We start from the raw sequence: 15,551 nt of genomic DNA on the forward strand, positions 1-15,551 counted from the left end.
CCAATAACCTCATAAACACCATGAGATTATCAGAAAAAAGCCGGCCGACTGGCCGGCTTTTCGATTACATCACCAGGCGGCGAATGTCGCTCAGCATGTTGTTGATGATGGTGATGAAACGCGCACCATCAGCCCCGTCGATCACGCGGTGGTCGAAGGACAGAGAGATTGGCATCATCAGACGCGGCACGAACTCTTTGCCATTCCACACCGGCTCCATCGCGGACTTGGACACACCGAGGATAGCCACTTCCGGCGCGTTAACAATCGGTGCGAAGTGGGTGGTACCCAGGCCGCCGATGCTGGAGATAGTGAAGCAGCCGCCCTGCATTTCGCCGGCAGTCAGCTTACCATCACGCGCTTTTTTGGAGATGGTGGTCAGTTCACGGGACAGCTCAGTGATGCTCTTCTTGTTCACGTCTTTGAAGACCGGAACAACCAGACCATTTGGCGTATCAACCGCAACACCGATGTTGATGTATTTCTTCAGCGTCAGCTTCTGACCGTCTTCGGACAGGGAGCTGTTGAAGCGTGGCATCTGCTCCAGAGCCGCAGCAACCGCTTTCATGATGAAGACCACTGGGGTGAATTTCACGTCCAGTTTACGCTTCTCAGCTTCGGCGTTCTGCTGTTTACGGAACGCTTCCAGATCGGTGATATCGGTTTTGTCGAAGTGCGTAACGTGCGGGATCATTACCCAGTTACGGCTCAGGTTAGCACCAGAGATTTTCTGGATGCGGCCCAGTTCCACTTCTTCAATTTCGCCGAACTTGCTGAAGTCCACTTTCGGCCATGGCAGCATGCCCGGGATACCGCCGCCAGCGGCTGCCGCAGGTGCAGCTTCGGCGCGTTTCACCGCGTCTTTCACGTAAGCCTGAACGTCTTCGCGCAGGATACGACCCTTACGGCCGGTCCCTTTCACTTTCGCCAGGTTCACGCCGAATTCGCGCGCCAGGCGACGAATCAGCGGAGTCGCGTGGACGTAAGCGTCGTTTTCAGCGAACTCTGATTTTTCTGCTTTTGCAGCAGGGGCAGCGGCTGGTTTAGCAGCCTGAGCCGGTGCAGCAGCCGGTGCTGGAGCAGCCGCGGCAGCCGGAGCTGCGGCAGGCGCAGCGCCTTCCACTTCGAAGACCATGATCAGAGAGCCGGTAGACACTTTGTCGCCAGTGCTGATTTTGATCTCTTTAACGGTACCCGCGAATGGCGCAGGGACTTCCATAGAAGCCTTGTCGCCTTCAACGGTGATCAGTGACTGTTCAGCGGCAACTTTGTCGCCCACTTTTACCATCACTTCGGTGACTTCAACTTCGTCACCGCCGATGTCCGGTACGTTAACGTCTTTCGCACCGCCAGCAGCGGCTGGTGCAGCGGCCGGAGCCGGAGCAGCGGCCTGTGCAGGCGCGGCAGCAGGTGCAGCACCCGCCACTTCGAAGATCATGATAAGCGACCCGGTAGACACTTTGTCGCCGGTGTTGATCTTGATCTCTTTTACGGTACCGGCGAACGGAGCCGGCACTTCCATAGAGGCTTTGTCGCCTTCTACGGTGATCAGTGACTGCTCGGCCGCAACGGTATCGCCCACTTTCACCAGGATTTCAGTGACTTCAACTTCGTCACCGCCGATGTCAGGCACGTTCACTTCTTTCGCTGCTGCGGCAGCTGCTGGAGCAGCAGTTGCCGGAGCTTCTTTCTTCTCTTCCTGCGCAGGTGCAGCAGCTGCTGCACCGTCGGCGGAATCGAAAATCATGATCAGTTTGCCAGTCTCGGTTTTATCGCCAACAGAGACTTTGATCTCTTTAACGATGCCAGCCTGAGGAGACGGGACTTCCATAGAGGCTTTATCGCCTTCTACGGTGATCAGCGACTGTTCAGCTTCAACTTTGTCGCCCACTTTGACCAGGATCTCGGTGATTTCAACTTCATCAGCCCCGATGTCCGGTACATTGATTTCGATAGCCATTATTCTTTTACCTCTTACGCCAGACGCGGGTTAACTTTTTCTGCATCGATGTTGAATTTGGTAATTGCGTCCGCAACCACTTTCTTATCGATTTCGCCACGTTTAGCCAGTTCGCCCAGTGCTGCTACAACCACGTAAGAAGCATCAACTTCGAAGTGGTGACGCAGGTTTTCGCGGCTGTCAGAACGACCGAAGCCGTCAGTACCCAGAACGCGATAATCATCAGCTGGAACGTAAGTACGAACCTGCTCAGCGAACAGTTTCATATAGTCAGTGGACGCCACCGCTGGCGCGTCGTTCATCACCTGAGCGATGTACGGAACGCGTGGGGTTTCCATTGGGTGCAGCATGTTCCAGCGCTCACAATCCTGGCCATCACGCGCCAGTTCGGTGAAGGAAGTCACAGAGTACACGTCGGAACCCACGCCGTAGTCTTTCGCCAGGATCTGCGCTGCTTCACGCACGTGACGCAGGATAGAACCGGAGCCCAGCAGCTGAACTTTACCTTTGCTACCTTCAATGGTTTCGAGTTTGTAGATACCTTTACGGATACCTTCCTCGGCACCTGCTGGCATTGCCGGCATGTGGTAGTTTTCGTTCAGGGTGGTGATGTAGTAGTAAATGTTCTCTTGCGCTTCACCGTACATGCGCTGCAGACCGTCATGCATGATGACAGCAACTTCGTACGCGTAAGACGGGTCGTAAGAGATACAGTTAGGAATAGTCAGAGACTGAATGTGGCTGTGGCCATCTTCGTGCTGCAGACCTTCACCGTTCAGAGTCGTACGACCAGAAGTACCACCGATCAGGAAGCCGCGAGCCTGCTGGTCGCCTGCCTGCCAGCACAGGTCACCGATACGCTGGAACCCGAACATGGAGTAGTAAATGTAGAACGGAATCATCGGCAGGTTGTTGGTGCTGTATGAAGTCGCAGCAGCCAGCCAGGATGCGCCTGCGCCCAGCTCGTTGATACCTTCCTGCAGGATCTGACCTTTCTCGTCTTCTTTGTAGTATGCAACCTGCTCACGGTCCTGCGGGGTGTACTGCTGGCCGTTCGGGCTGTAGATACCGATCTGACGGAACAGACCTTCCATACCGAAAGTACGCGCTTCGTCGGCGATGATTGGCACCAGGCGATCTTTGATCGACTTGTTCTTCAGCATCACGTTCAGGGCACGAACGAAAGCGATAGTGGTAGAGATCTCTTTGTTCTGCTCTTCCAGCAGCTGAGAGAAGTCTTCCAGCGCTGGCAGTTCCAGCTTCTCGGTGAAGTTAGGCTGACGAGCTGGCAGGTAGCCTTTCAGCGCCTGACGACGTTCGTGCAGGTACTTGTGCTCTTCAGAGCCTTCCGGGAAGGTGATGTAAGACAGTTTTTCTACCTGCTCATCGGTCACTGGAACGTTGAAACGGTCGCGGATATAGCGCACGCCGTCCATGTTCATTTTCTTAACCTGGTGAGCGATGTTTTTACCTTCTGCGGTATCACCCATGCCGTAACCTTTGATGGTGTGGGCCAGGATTACAGTCGCTTTACCTTTGGTTTCACGCGCTTTTTTCAGTGCAGCGTAGATTTTCTTCGGATCGTGACCACCGCGGTTCAGGGCCCAGATCTGCTCATCAGTCCAGTCGGCAACCAGCGCTGCGGTTTCTGGATATTTGCCGAAGAAGTGCTCACGCACGTAGGCACCGTCTTTGGATTTGAAGGTCTGGTAGTCGCCGTCAACGGTTTCGTTCATCAGCTGGATCAGTTTACCGCTGGTGTCTTTACGCAGCAGTTCGTCCCAACGGGAACCCCACATGACTTTGATCACGTTCCAGCCAGCACCTGCGAAGATGCCTTCCAGTTCGTTGATGATCTTGCCGTTACCAGTTACCGGACCATCCAGACGCTGCAGGTTACAGTTGATGATGAAGCACAGGTTGTCCAGCTTCTCACGGGTTGCGATGGTGATCGCACCTTTAGATTCTGGCTCATCCATTTCGCCGTCGCCCAGGAAGGCGTAAACGGTCTGCTCAGAGGTATCTTTCAGACCACGGTGTTCCAGATACTTCAGGAATTTAGCCTGGTAGATCGCACCGATTGGGCCCAGACCCATAGATACGGTCGGGAACTGCCAGAATTCAGGCATCAGTTTAGGGTGTGGATAAGAAGACAGACCTTTACCGTGAACTTCCTGACGGAAGTTGTTCATCTGCTCTTCAGTCAGACGACCTTCCAGGAATGCACGTGCATAGATGCCCGGAGAGATGTGGCCCTGGAAGTACACCAGATCGCCGCCGTCTTTCTCGTTCGCTGCACGGAAGAAGTGGTTGAAGCACACTTCGTAAATGGTCGCAGAAGACTGGAAGGACGCCATGTGGCCACCCAGTTCCAGGTCTTTCTTGGATGCGCGCAGAACGGTCATGATGGCGTTCCAGCGGATTGCAGAACGGATACGACGTTCCAGATCCAGATTGCCCGGGTATTCCGGTTCGTCTTCTACGGCAATCGTGTTTACGTAGTTGCTAGCCCCTGCACCTGAAGCAACCTTCACGCCGCCTTTGCGGGCTTCAGAAAGCAGCTGATCAATCAGATACTGAGCGCGCTCAACACCTTCTTCACGGATGACCGATTCGATCGCCTGTAGCCAGTCGCGAGTTTCGATCGGATCCACGTCATTTTGGAGACGTTCTGACATGGGGGTATTCCTTATCTATCTAATACGTTGATTTGTCTGGAACCTGTCCCATTGTGCTCTTGGGCAAGAACACAATAAGACAGGTTCTGCGTTTAGTTGCCGCGCTCTAAAAGTACCTGGCGCTTAATCCTTTCGTTGCTGTATGCGGCGTAATGAACGTTCGCGACGCGATTGTTCACGGCTGCGGTCCAGCAAGATTTCCTCAATGAAAGCCAGGTGACGGTGCGACGCTTCGCGCGCCTGCTCCGGCTCCCCGGCCATTATCGCCTCGAATACTCGGGTGCGATGGTTGCTTACCAGCGGGAGCATCTCCCGACGGGCATACAACAATTCAAAATTCTGACGAACGTTCTGGGCCAGCATCGGCTCCATGCAGCGTAGCAGATGGAGGAGCACCACGTTGTGTGCCGCTTCGGTGACGGCGATTTGATACTGGACAACGGCGCTGGACTCGGCGTCTAAATCGCCGGACTGCTGTGCCCGTTCAATGGCCTGATGCAGTTCGCGGATACGCACGCGATCTTCATCAGTGCTGCGAAGGGCGGCGTAATAGGCCGCAATACCTTCAAGCGCGTGACGGGTCTCAAGCAGGTCAAACTGGGATTCTGGGTGGTCAGAGAGAAGTTCTACCAGCGGATCGCTGAAGCTCTGCCACAGGCTGTTTTGCACAAAGGTTCCGCCGCCCTGGCGACGAAGCAGCAAGCCCTTTGCTTCGAGGCGTTGAATCGCCTCACGCAGAGAGGGACGTGAAACGTCGAACTGTTTTGCCAGCTCGCGTTCTGGCGGAAGTTTCTCACCCGGGCGCAGAGTCCCTTCGAGGATTAAAAACTCCAGCTGCTGCTCAATCACATCAGATAGTTTTGGTTGGCGAATTTTGCTGTAGGCCATATTCCCTGTCTTACGCCTTTTTGCCCGGAGTCAATTGGTCTTACCAATTTCTAGTTCGTATCGCTAAAGTAACAAAGTATTCACCTTCTGTCCATATTGGTTTTGATTGAAATCAGTAAACCCTGCACATTTTAACAACCTTACAGAAATAACGTTTCAGAAATGTAACTTTGCACAAATGAGTTGATTACTCCCAAAGAGGGAGTTTTAACCATAATGAAACGAGGGGTTTTGCAATCTGAAGCGATTCAACATGGCAAATAATGAAAATTCGCCCACTTAAGAAGCATTTCTATTCTATAGGTTGGGTTAGGAAGAATAAGCGGGCCGATTTACAAATGCTTTCTTTTTATTCAAGTCGTCAGCATCCCTTCATAAAGCAGGTGCATTCGCAGGCGCTTACCACTATTCTGGCGCGTACGGAAGTCATCTCCGCTTTTTTCGGTTTGTTTAACCGTAAAGAAATAAATACAGAATATGGACTTTCATAATTACACACGCACAGCGTGAACATAACAACCACACACGAGGTTTCAAATGGAAGCTCAACAGCACGGCGATCAGCTAAAGCGCGGACTTAAAAACCGCCATATACAGCTCATCGCACTGGGCGGTGCGATTGGTACCGGCCTGTTTCTGGGCAGCGCATCCGTTATCCAGTCAGCCGGTCCGGGTATTATTTTGGGTTACGCGATTGCGGGTTTCATTGCTTTTCTGATCATGCGCCAGCTTGGCGAAATGGTCGTTGAAGAGCCGGTCGCAGGCTCGTTCAGCCACTTTGCCTATAAATACTGGGGCAGCTTTGCGGGCTTCGCCTCCGGCTGGAACTACTGGGTGCTGTACGTTCTGGTTGCTATGGCCGAGCTGACCGCCGTCGGGAAGTACATTCAGTTCTGGTATCCGGAGATCCCCACCTGGGCGTCTGCTGCAGCCTTCTTCGTGATTATCAACGCCATTAACCTGACCAACGTAAAAGTATTCGGCGAGATGGAGTTCTGGTTTGCCATTATCAAAGTCATTGCCGTTGTGGCGATGATCATCTTCGGTGGCTGGCTGCTGTTCAGCGGCAACGGCGGCCCGCAGGCTACCGTGCGTAACCTCTGGGAACAGGGCGGCTTCCTGCCTCACGGCATGACCGGTCTGGTGATGATGATGGCAATCATTATGTTCTCCTTCGGCGGCCTGGAGCTGGTGGGTATTACCGCCGCCGAAGCCGATAACCCGGAGCAAAGCATCCCGAAAGCCACAAATCAGGTTATCTACCGTATTCTGATCTTCTATGTGGGCTCACTGGCCGTGCTGCTCTCCCTGCTGCCGTGGACGCGCGTGACCGCTGACACCAGCCCGTTTGTTCTCATCTTCCACGAGCTGGGCGATACCTTTGTCGCCAACGCCCTGAACATCGTGGTGCTGACCGCAGCGCTCTCCGTTTACAACAGCTGCGTATACTGCAACAGCCGTATGCTGTTCGGCCTGGCCCAGCAGGGCAACGCGCCGAAGATGCTGCTCAACGTGGATAAACGCGGCGTGCCGGTGAATACCATCATTGTTTCAGCCATCGTGACCGCGCTGTGCGTGCTGATTAACTACATGGCACCGGAATCGGCGTTTGGCCTGCTGATGGCGCTGGTAGTCTCCGCTCTGGTTATCAACTGGGCGATGATCAGCCTGGCGCACATGAAGTTCCGCCGCGCGAAACAGCAGCAGGGCGTCACCACGCGCTTCCCTGCCCTGCTCTATCCGCTGGGTAACTGGATTTGCCTGCTGTTTATGGCGGCCGTGCTGGTGATCATGCTGATCACGCCGGGCATGGCGATTTCCGTCTACCTGATCCCGGTCTGGATTGCGATCCTTGGCGTTGGCTATCTCTTCAGCCAGAAAAGCCGTAATGCCATGAAGGCGCACTAAACCTCTCGCCGCGGCACCTGCTTTTGCGGGTGCCGCGCGTTGTTACCTCCTTCACACTTTCACGCCAACAGCACATTTATCCATATCACCGCCCTGATACTGCAACGCATATATTCCTTTGCCAGCGAATAATTCTCCCCATACCGTAAACCGGAGAGCTGTCGATGGATAACAACAAACTGTCAGTAAAAGAAAAGATCGGCTATGGGATGGGCGACGCGGGATGCAACATCATCTTCGGCGCCATCATGCTGTTTGTTAACTATTTCTATACGGATATTTTTGGTCTGGCGCCTGCGCTGGTCGGCGTGCTGCTGCTGTCCGTCCGCGTGATTGACGCCGTAACGGACCCGATCATGGGGGCGATTGCCGACCGTACCCGCAGTAAATATGGCCGGTTTCGTCCATGGCTGCTGTGGATTGCGTTCCCCTACGCGCTGTTCAGCATTCTGATGTTCACCACCCCGGAGTGGAGCTATAACAGCAAAGTTATCTATGCGTTTGTCACCTACTTCCTGCTCTCGTTAACCTATACGGCCATCAACATCCCTTACTGCTCGTTAGGTGGAGTGATCACCAACGATCCAAAAGAGCGCGTGGCCTGCCAGTCGTATCGCTTCGTGCTGGTCGGCATCGCCACGCTGCTGCTCTCCTTAACGCTGCTGCCGATGGCCGACTGGTTTGGCGGGGATAACAAAGCCAAAGGCTACCAGATGGCAATGACCGTCCTGGCGCTGATTGGTACCTGTATGTTCCTGTTCTGCTTCGCCACCGTGCGCGAGCGCGTGCGTCCGGCAGTGCAGACCAACGACGAGCTGAAAAACGACCTGAAAGACGTGTGGAAAAACGATCAGTGGGTGCGCATTCTGCTGCTGACGCTGTGCAACGTCTGCCCGGGCTTTATCCGCATGGCGGCGACCATGTATTACGTCACCTGGGTGATGGGCCAGAGCACACACTTCGCCACGCTGTTTATCAGCCTGGGCGTTGTCGGCATGATGCTTGGCAGCGTGCTGGCGAAAGTGCTGACCGACCGCTGGTGTAAGCTGAAGGTCTTCTTCTGGACCAATATCGTGCTGGCGGCATTCTCCTGCGCCTTCTATTTCTTCGACCCGAAAGCCACCGTTACCATCGTGGTGCTCTATTTCCTGCTTAACATCCTGCACCAGATCCCGTCTCCGCTGCACTGGTCGCTGATGGCCGACGTGGACGACTACGGCGAATGGAAAACCGGGAAGCGCATCACCGGGATCAGCTTCTCGGGTAACATCTTCTTCCTGAAACTGGGCCTGGCGATTGCCGGGGCGATGGTCGGCTTCCTGCTCTCCTGGTACGGTTATGACGCGGGCGCAAAAGCGCAAAGCGCGGACGCCATCAACGGGATCGTGCTGCTCTTTACCGTCATTCCGGGCATTGGATACTTAATTACCGCTGGGGTGGTACGTCTGCTGAAGGTGGACCGCGAAACCATGAAGCAGATCCAGGCCGATCTGGAAAAGCGTCGCACCAACTACCGCGAACTGAACGACTATCAGGAACTCAAAGCCGCTGAGACTAAATAAGGAAAGCCGCATGCATAACTGGCCAAACCCGTTTATCGAACAACGCGCCGACCCGTACATTTTACGCCATGAGGGACAGTACTATTTTATTGCCTCCGTGCCGCAGTACGACAGGCTGGCGATCCGCCGCGCGGACTCGCTGGAAGGACTACGAGGCGCTGAAGAGGTAGTGGTCTGGCGCAAACCCGAGACCGGCCCGATGAGCCAGCTGATTTGGGCACCGGAACTGCACCACATTGATGGAAAGTGGTACATCTATTTTGCCGCGACGCACACCCAGGCGCTCGACGCACTCGGGATGTTCCAGCACCGCATGTTTGCGATTGAGTGTGCGGACCGCGATCCGCTCAGCGGTACCTGGATCGAGAAAGGGCAAATCAACACCCCGTTCGACACCTTCGCCCTGGACGCCACCACCTTTGTTCATCAGGGCAAACGCTGGTACCTGTGGGCGCAAAAAGCCCCGGATATTTCCGGCAACTCTAACCTCTATCTGTGTGAAATGGAGAACCCGTGGACGCTGAAAGGCGAGCCGGTGATGCTCAGCAAACCAGAATACGACTGGGAATGCCGTGGTTTCTGGGTCAACGAAGGTCCGGCGGTGCTGGTTCACAGCGATAAGCTGTTTATCAGCTACTCCGCCAGCGCCACCGATGAGAACTACTGCATGGGGTTACTGTGGATAGACCTGAACGCCGATCCGCAAAACCCGGCAAACTGGCACAAATCCCCTCGCCCGGTTTTCGTCACCAGCTACGAGAACCGCCAGTACGGGCCTGGCCACAACAGCTTTACGCAAACGCCGGAAGGGGAAGATGTATTGGTGTACCACGCAAGAAATTACACCGAAATTGAAGGCGATCCGCTTTACGATCCGAACCGTCATACTCGCCTGAAGCTTGTCCGCTGGGACGAAAACGGGATGCCTGATTTCGGCATCCCGCCTGCGGATACGTTATAGCGTCTGCGGCGCGCTGGGTTACACCAGCGTGCCGTAAATCGTCAGCAGCGCCACAATCACCACCACCACAAACGAGGTTTTCTTCGCCATGGAGACGGCGGCTTTTGGCGTTTCGATCTTGTCGGTATGCGGTTCGCGCGCCAGCGAGAACTGCGCCAGGCGCGTCAACACCTGGTACTGGGACGTATGGCGGTCCCCAAGAGAAGCGAACCATGCGGGCAGCGCTTTTTCACCGTGGCCAATTAAGGCGTACACCACGCCCACCAGACGCACCGGGAGCCAGTCGAGCACGTGCAGGATGGCATCAATGCCGGACAGCAAACGCTCATGCGGCGTCAGATAACGGGCAAGCCAGGTCTGCCAGGCGCGCAGGAACGAATAGCCCATCAGCAGTACCGGCCCCCACGGGCCGCCCACCACAAACCAGAACAGCGGAGCAAGGTAGTAGCGGAAGTTAATCCACAGCAGCGCGTTTTGCAGCTCGCGCAGGAACTCGCGCTCGTCGCAGTCCGGCGGCACGCCGTGGATCATCGTCAGCTCGCTCGCCATCGCGCCGCGCGCGTGGGCATCGTCACGGGAGGCGGCTTTCAGGTAGGCGTGATAGTGCAAACGCACCTTGCCCGCACCAATGCACAGCACGCCGAGCAGGATCCACACCACCAGCAGCGGCACGTTGAAAAAGAGTCCGTACAGCGAGCGCAGCAGCAGGAAGGTAATCAGCATGACGCCCGCCATCATCAGCAGCGTGCGCAGCATGGAAAAGTGCTTGATGCGGCGGAATAACACCTCCAGCCGGTGATCCAGTTGCCAGTGCTCGCCGAGCTTGAACAGGCGTTCAGCGATGATAACCAGCAGCATGGTAAACAACGTCATGGTATCTCCTTATTCTGACGACGCGGCAAGCATGGCGCGAAACCGCGGCCAGTCAAATGCCGGGCCGGGATCGGTTTTTCTCGCCGGAGCGATATCGCTGTGCCCGGTAATATTGTCGGTGATTGCCGGGTAGAGTCCGATAAGCGTGTGGGTAATAGCAACCAGCTGCTGATACTGGGCATCGGTGTAGGGGGTAGTATCCGTGCCTTCCAGCTCAATCCCAATCGAGAAATCGTTGCACCGTTCGCGCCCGTGATACATCGATACCCCGGCATGCCAGGCGCGCTTATCAAAAGGAACATACTGAACCACCTCACCATCACGCCGAATCAGGCAGTGAGCCGACACGCGCAGATGCGCAATCTCAGCGAAGAAGGGATGAGCATTGGGATCTATCGTTCCCGTGAATAACGCATCGATCCACGGGCCGCCAAACTCACCCGGCGGGAGGCTAATATTATGAACCACCAGCAGTGTGGGCTTTTCATCCTCCGGGCGGCAGTCGTGGTGCGGCGAGGGCACATGCCGCGCATCCACCAGCCATCCGTTTTCTAACAACATGCTGGAACTCCTTCTGTATGGTGCAATGACTCGGTTCAGAGTAGCATGTTTCAATATTATGATTCGTTACCAATTTGGAGTTTTATCATGCCGCCTCGCCGCTACAACCCCGACCACCGACGTGAAGCGCTTCTGGAACGTATTAATATGGATATTCCGGCAAGCGTCGCCCATGCGTTGAAAGAAGACCTGGGGGGTGACGTTAACGCCGATAAAGATATTACCGCACAATTGTTGCCAAAAGAGACACGCTCGCACGCGGTCATTATCACCCGTGAGGAGGGCGTTTTCTGCGGCAAGCGTTGGGTTGAAGAGGTCTTTACTCAGCTGGCGGGTGACGATGTACAGGTGACATGGCACGTTGATGATGGTGATGCAGTGACCGCCAATCAGCCGCTGTTCGAGCTGGACGGTCCTTCCCGCGTATTACTGACCGGCGAGCGTACCGCGCTCAATTTTGTCCAAACGCTCTCTGGCGTCGCCAGTGAAGTGCGCCGCTACGTTGACCTGCTGGCCGGCACCCGTACCCAGCTGCTTGATACCCGCAAAACGCTGCCGGGCCTGCGCACTGCGCTGAAGTACGCGGTGCTCTGCGGCGGCGGCGCAAACCATCGTCTGGGCTTATCCGATGCTTTCCTGATTAAAGAGAACCACATTATTGCTTCTGGCTCCGTGCGTCAGGCGGTGGAAAAGGCCTTCTGGCTGCATCCGGATGTGCCGGTTGAGGTGGAAGTTGAAAGCCTGGAAGAGCTGGAGCAGGCGATTAAGGCCGGGGCCGATATCATCATGCTCGATAACTTCGAGACGGAGCAGATGCGCGAGGCGGTGAAACTGACCAACGGCCGGGCCCAGCTTGAAGTCTCCGGAAACGTCACTTTCGAGACGATCCGTGAGTTCGCCGAAACCGGCGTGGATTACATCTCCGTTGGCGCGCTGACCAAGCACGTTCGCGCCCTCGATCTCTCAATGCGCTTCAAATAACGCACGCTCCCCTCTCTGCCCGGAGAGGGGGATTTCAGCCTCGCTCGCAAATCCATTGTCCTTCTCTGCAACACGGAATGAATTCTCTGAAGCTCCTTTCTCGTTCTCTTTTTTGCCCCTCGTTTCTGCCCTGTCCCGCTGACAAACTAGCGCCACTTTGCATAAGGAGCAGATATGGACAGACAACAAGGATTCACACTCATTGAGCTGATGGTGGTCATTGGCATTATTGCGATTCTGAGCGCCATCGGCGTTCCCGCCTATCAGAACTACCTGCGTAAAGCAGCTCTCACCGATATGCTGCAAACTTTCGTTCCCTATCGCACTGCCATTGAGCTTTGCGCGCTCGATCGCGGCGGCGTGGAAAGCTGCGATGCCGGCAGTAACGGTATTCCCTCTCCTGCCACGACGCGTTACGTTTCAGGAATGAGCGTGGCGAAAGGGATCGTGACCTTAACAGGCCAGGAGAGCCTGAACGGGCTGACGGTAACCATGACGCCGCAGTGGAGCAACGGCAACGGTATGACGGGCTGGACGCGTGACTGCAATATCAGTGCTGACAGCGCGCTTAAGCAGGCCTGCGAAGACGTCTTCCGCTTCGACACTAACTAAGGAGCGGATAATGAACACCGATCAACTCGTGGCGCTTTGTCTTCGCCACCATGCCCTGCTGCTCACCAGCGACAGCGACATGATTAGCATCGCCGTCGTGGGAACCCCCGCGCCTGAACTGATGGAGGCCCTGCGCTTCGCGACCCAGAAGCGGATTGATATCGAATGCTGGAGCGCTGAACGCATGGAAAAGCACCGGCAGTTAACCGCGCAATCGCATCTGCCCGTCGTTTCGCAACCCCACTCCGCGGTGGACATCCTCAACCATACGCTGCAGCAGGCAGTAAACCAGCGCGCGTCTGACATCCATATCGAACCAATGGAGCACGCGTGCCAGATCCGCTTACGTATCGACGGGGTACTTTATCCGCAGCCTCCCCTTTCCGCCGCGCTGGCGACGATGCTCAGCGCCCGGTTAAAAGTGCTGGGTAATCTGGATATTGCGGAACGGCGCTTACCTCAGGACGGTCAGTTTACGATTGAGCTGACAAACGAGCCGGTCTCGTTTCGTATCGCCACGCTTCCCTGCAACGGCGGTGAGAAAATTGTGCTGCGTTTGCTACATCAGGTTCAGCAGGCGCTGGAACCGAACGCGCTTGGCATGAGCGCTAAACAGCTGGCCTGTTTTAATGAGGTACTCCACCAGCCTCAGGGGCTAATTCTGGTCACCGGCCCGACGGGCAGCGGCAAAACCGTAACGCTCTACAGCGCGCTGCAGGCGCGTAACACCCCTGACGTCAACATCTGCAGCGTGGAGGATCCCATCGAGATCCCGCTTGCGGGGTTAAATCAGACGCAGGTTAATCCCCGCGCGGGCTTAACATTCCAGAACGTACTGAGAGCGCTGCTCCGTCAGGATCCAGACATCATTATGGTCGGGGAAATTCGCGATGGTGAAACGGCAGAAATTGCCATTAAAGCCGCGCAGACCGGGCATCTTGTATTGTCGACGCTGCACACCAACTCGACGACGGAAACCCTCATTCGTCTGGAGCAGATGGGCGTGGCGCGCTGGATGATCTCTTCCGCGCTCTCGATGGTAATTGCCCAGCGGCTGGTTCGGCGCCTTTGCCCGCACTGCCGACAGAAAACAGGGGAGCATACGGACCTGCCGCGCTCGATTTGGCCGCGGCAACTTCCTCGCTGGCAGCCTGCAGGCTGCGATCGTTGTTATCATGGTTTTTACGGGCGAGTGGCTATTTTTGAAGTACTTGCGATCGATAATCCCCTGCGCCAGGCTATTGCCAGCGGGGCAGGCACCGAGGTGATTGAAGCCAGCGCCCGACAGGCTGGACTCATCTCGCTGTTTGAACACGGCTGCATGGCCGTTGAACAAGGGATGACCACGCTTGAAGAGTTAGTGCGTGTTCTGGGTATGCCCGATGGCTGCTAATCAACTCTGGCGCTGGCGAGCAATCTCCGCTGAAGGAGAACCCCGAAACGGGGTTCTCTGGGCCACCGACCGCAACGCAGCCTTCACCAGGCTGATGCGTAACGACCTCCATCCTCTGGCCCTGACCCGATGCGCTCAAAGGCACCGCTGGCGTCCACATCACTGCTACGAGATGTTTCGTCAGCTCGCAACGCTCCTGCAGGCCGGGCTGACGCTCGCGCATAGTCTGCAAATGCTGGCAGACCAACATCCAGTAGAACCGTGGCGGGGGCTACTGCAAAACGTTGCCGATGAACTCAGTGAAGGCTGTCCTTTTTCTGAGGCGCTCAAACGGTGGCCAGCGGTCTTTAGCCCACTGCATATCTCAATGGTGAAAACCGGAGAGCTAACGGGGAAGCTTGAAGCGTGCTGCCGAGAGCTTGCAGAGCAGCAAAAAGCGCAGCAGCAGCTCAGCGCGAAGGTGAAAAAAGCGCTGCGCTACCCGGCGATCGTCCTGACGCTGGCCGTGCTCGTCGTGCTGGCAATGGTCACCCTGGTTTTGCCCGAATTTGCCGCGATCTACAAAACCTTTAATACCCCGCTTCCGGCGCTGACGCGAATTGTTATGGGGATAGCCGCGTTTATGCAGTCATATGCCCTTGCGCTGTTCGCGATGCTGCTTGTTCCCGTAACCGCAGCCTGGCCTCTGCGACACCATCCTCGCTGGCAGCGTATTCTGCTGAGTTTTCCCGTAATGGGCGCGCTGGCGAAAGGGCAAAAACTGGGGCAGATCTTCACCGTGCTGTCGCTCACGCAGCAGGCGGGCATTGCATTCTTACAGGGGCTTGAAAGTGCAGAAGAGACTGTTGAAAGCCGGTACTGGCAGGGAATACTCCGCAGCATACGCGAGAACATTGAAAAAGGTCTCCCCGTCTGGTCATCTTTTCAGAAGGCGGCAATGTTTACCCCGCTCTGTATTCAGCTTTTACGAACCGGTGAGATGTCAGGTTCGCTGGACGTCATGCTGGCAAACCTTGCTCGCCATCACACGGAACAGACCTTTCAACGGGCAGACAACCTGGCGGCGCTTCTGGAGCCACTGCTCCTGGTTGTTACGGGGGTTATCATCGGCACGCTGGTGGTGGCAATGTATCTGCCGATTTTCCATCTGGGTGATGCGATGAGCGCGGGGTAG

At 55.7% G+C, this 15,551-nt stretch carries 13 protein-coding genes; 8 read left to right on the top strand and 5 right to left on the bottom strand.

Features of this window, described 5'->3' with window-relative positions; genetic code table 11:
* Positions 1 to 64: 64 nt before the first annotated feature.
* The 3 genes from aceF to pdhR all read right to left on the bottom strand — a co-directional run bounded on the left by aceF (position 65) and on the right by pdhR (position 5,526).
* Complete coding sequence (aceF, locus tag IM299_RS11030) at positions 65 to 1,960, bottom strand: pyruvate dehydrogenase complex dihydrolipoyllysine-residue acetyltransferase (RefSeq protein WP_193357486.1); 1,896 nt, start codon at positions 1,958 to 1,960, stop codon at positions 65 to 67.
* 14 nt (positions 1,961 to 1,974) lie between these two features.
* The gene (gene aceE / locus IM299_RS11035; RefSeq protein ID WP_193357487.1) at positions 1,975 to 4,638 is read right to left on the bottom strand and encodes a pyruvate dehydrogenase (acetyl-transferring), homodimeric type; all 2,664 of its coding nucleotides are present in this window, start codon (positions 4,636 to 4,638) and stop codon (positions 1,975 to 1,977) included.
* A gap of 123 nt (positions 4,639 to 4,761) precedes the next feature.
* Complete coding sequence (gene pdhR / locus IM299_RS11040) at positions 4,762 to 5,526, bottom strand: pyruvate dehydrogenase complex transcriptional repressor PdhR (protein WP_006173806.1); 765 nt, start codon at positions 5,524 to 5,526, stop codon at positions 4,762 to 4,764.
* 263 nt (positions 5,527 to 5,789) lie between these two features.
* Here pdhR and IM299_RS11045 point away from each other — a divergent pair, with 263 nt between their 5' ends.
* The 4 genes from IM299_RS11045 (at position 5,790) to IM299_RS11060 (ending at position 9,957) form a co-directional block, all read left to right on the top strand.
* Entirely contained in the window at positions 5,790 to 6,017 is a 228-nt protein-coding gene (locus IM299_RS11045) for a hypothetical protein (protein WP_071993741.1), read from the top strand.
* 46 nt (positions 6,018 to 6,063) lie between these two features.
* Positions 6,064 to 7,434, top strand: coding sequence for an aromatic amino acid transporter AroP (gene aroP / locus IM299_RS11050; RefSeq protein ID WP_028015528.1), 1,371 nt, complete (start codon positions 6,064 to 6,066; stop codon positions 7,432 to 7,434).
* Between the two features lie 164 nt (positions 7,435 to 7,598).
* Entirely contained in the window at positions 7,599 to 8,996 is a 1,398-nt protein-coding gene (locus tag IM299_RS11055; protein ID WP_045259469.1) for a glycoside-pentoside-hexuronide (GPH):cation symporter, read from the top strand.
* A gap of 10 nt (positions 8,997 to 9,006) precedes the next feature.
* A complete protein-coding gene (locus IM299_RS11060; protein WP_041911234.1) occupies positions 9,007 to 9,957 on the top strand; it encodes a family 43 glycosylhydrolase in 951 nt (316 codons plus the stop codon).
* An 18-nt stretch (positions 9,958 to 9,975) separates the two neighbouring features.
* Here the strand turns inward: IM299_RS11060 and ampE are convergent, their stop codons facing one another.
* Together ampE and ampD are read right to left on the bottom strand one after the other, a co-directional pair.
* Positions 9,976 to 10,830 carry a beta-lactamase regulator AmpE gene (gene ampE / locus IM299_RS11065; RefSeq protein ID WP_041911235.1) on the bottom strand — a complete coding sequence of 285 codons (855 nt, stop codon included), beginning with the start codon at positions 10,828 to 10,830 and terminating at the stop codon, positions 9,976 to 9,978.
* Between the two features lie 9 nt (positions 10,831 to 10,839).
* Positions 10,840 to 11,391 (bottom strand): 1,6-anhydro-N-acetylmuramyl-L-alanine amidase AmpD, encoded by a 552-nt coding sequence (gene ampD / locus IM299_RS11070; protein ID WP_193357488.1) that lies wholly within the window; start codon positions 11,389 to 11,391, stop codon positions 10,840 to 10,842.
* A gap of 87 nt (positions 11,392 to 11,478) precedes the next feature.
* Between ampD and nadC the strand changes: the two genes are divergently transcribed.
* From nadC to hofC, 4 genes are all read left to right on the top strand, one after another.
* Entirely contained in the window at positions 11,479 to 12,372 is an 894-nt protein-coding gene (gene nadC, locus IM299_RS11075) for a carboxylating nicotinate-nucleotide diphosphorylase (RefSeq protein ID WP_045259465.1), read from the top strand.
* A 174-nt stretch (positions 12,373 to 12,546) separates the two neighbouring features.
* Entirely contained in the window at positions 12,547 to 12,984 is a 438-nt protein-coding gene (gene ppdD, locus IM299_RS11080; RefSeq protein WP_045259464.1) for a prepilin peptidase-dependent pilin, read from the top strand.
* Between the two features lie 10 nt (positions 12,985 to 12,994).
* On the top strand, positions 12,995 to 14,377 hold the full coding sequence (gene gspE, locus IM299_RS11085; protein ID WP_041911239.1) for a type II secretion system protein GspE: 1,383 nt from the start codon (positions 12,995 to 12,997) through the stop codon (positions 14,375 to 14,377).
* Positions 14,367 to 15,551, top strand: a complete 1,185-nt coding sequence (gene hofC / locus IM299_RS11090) for a protein transport protein HofC (protein WP_041911240.1) — start codon at positions 14,367 to 14,369, stop codon at positions 15,549 to 15,551. Before gspE ends, hofC begins: the two co-directional genes overlap by 11 nt.

The sequence above is a fragment of the Enterobacter cloacae complex sp. P47BA genome (genome assembly GCF_014930485.1).
Classification (GTDB): Bacteria; Pseudomonadota; Gammaproteobacteria; order Enterobacterales; family Enterobacteriaceae; genus Enterobacter; species Enterobacter bugandensis.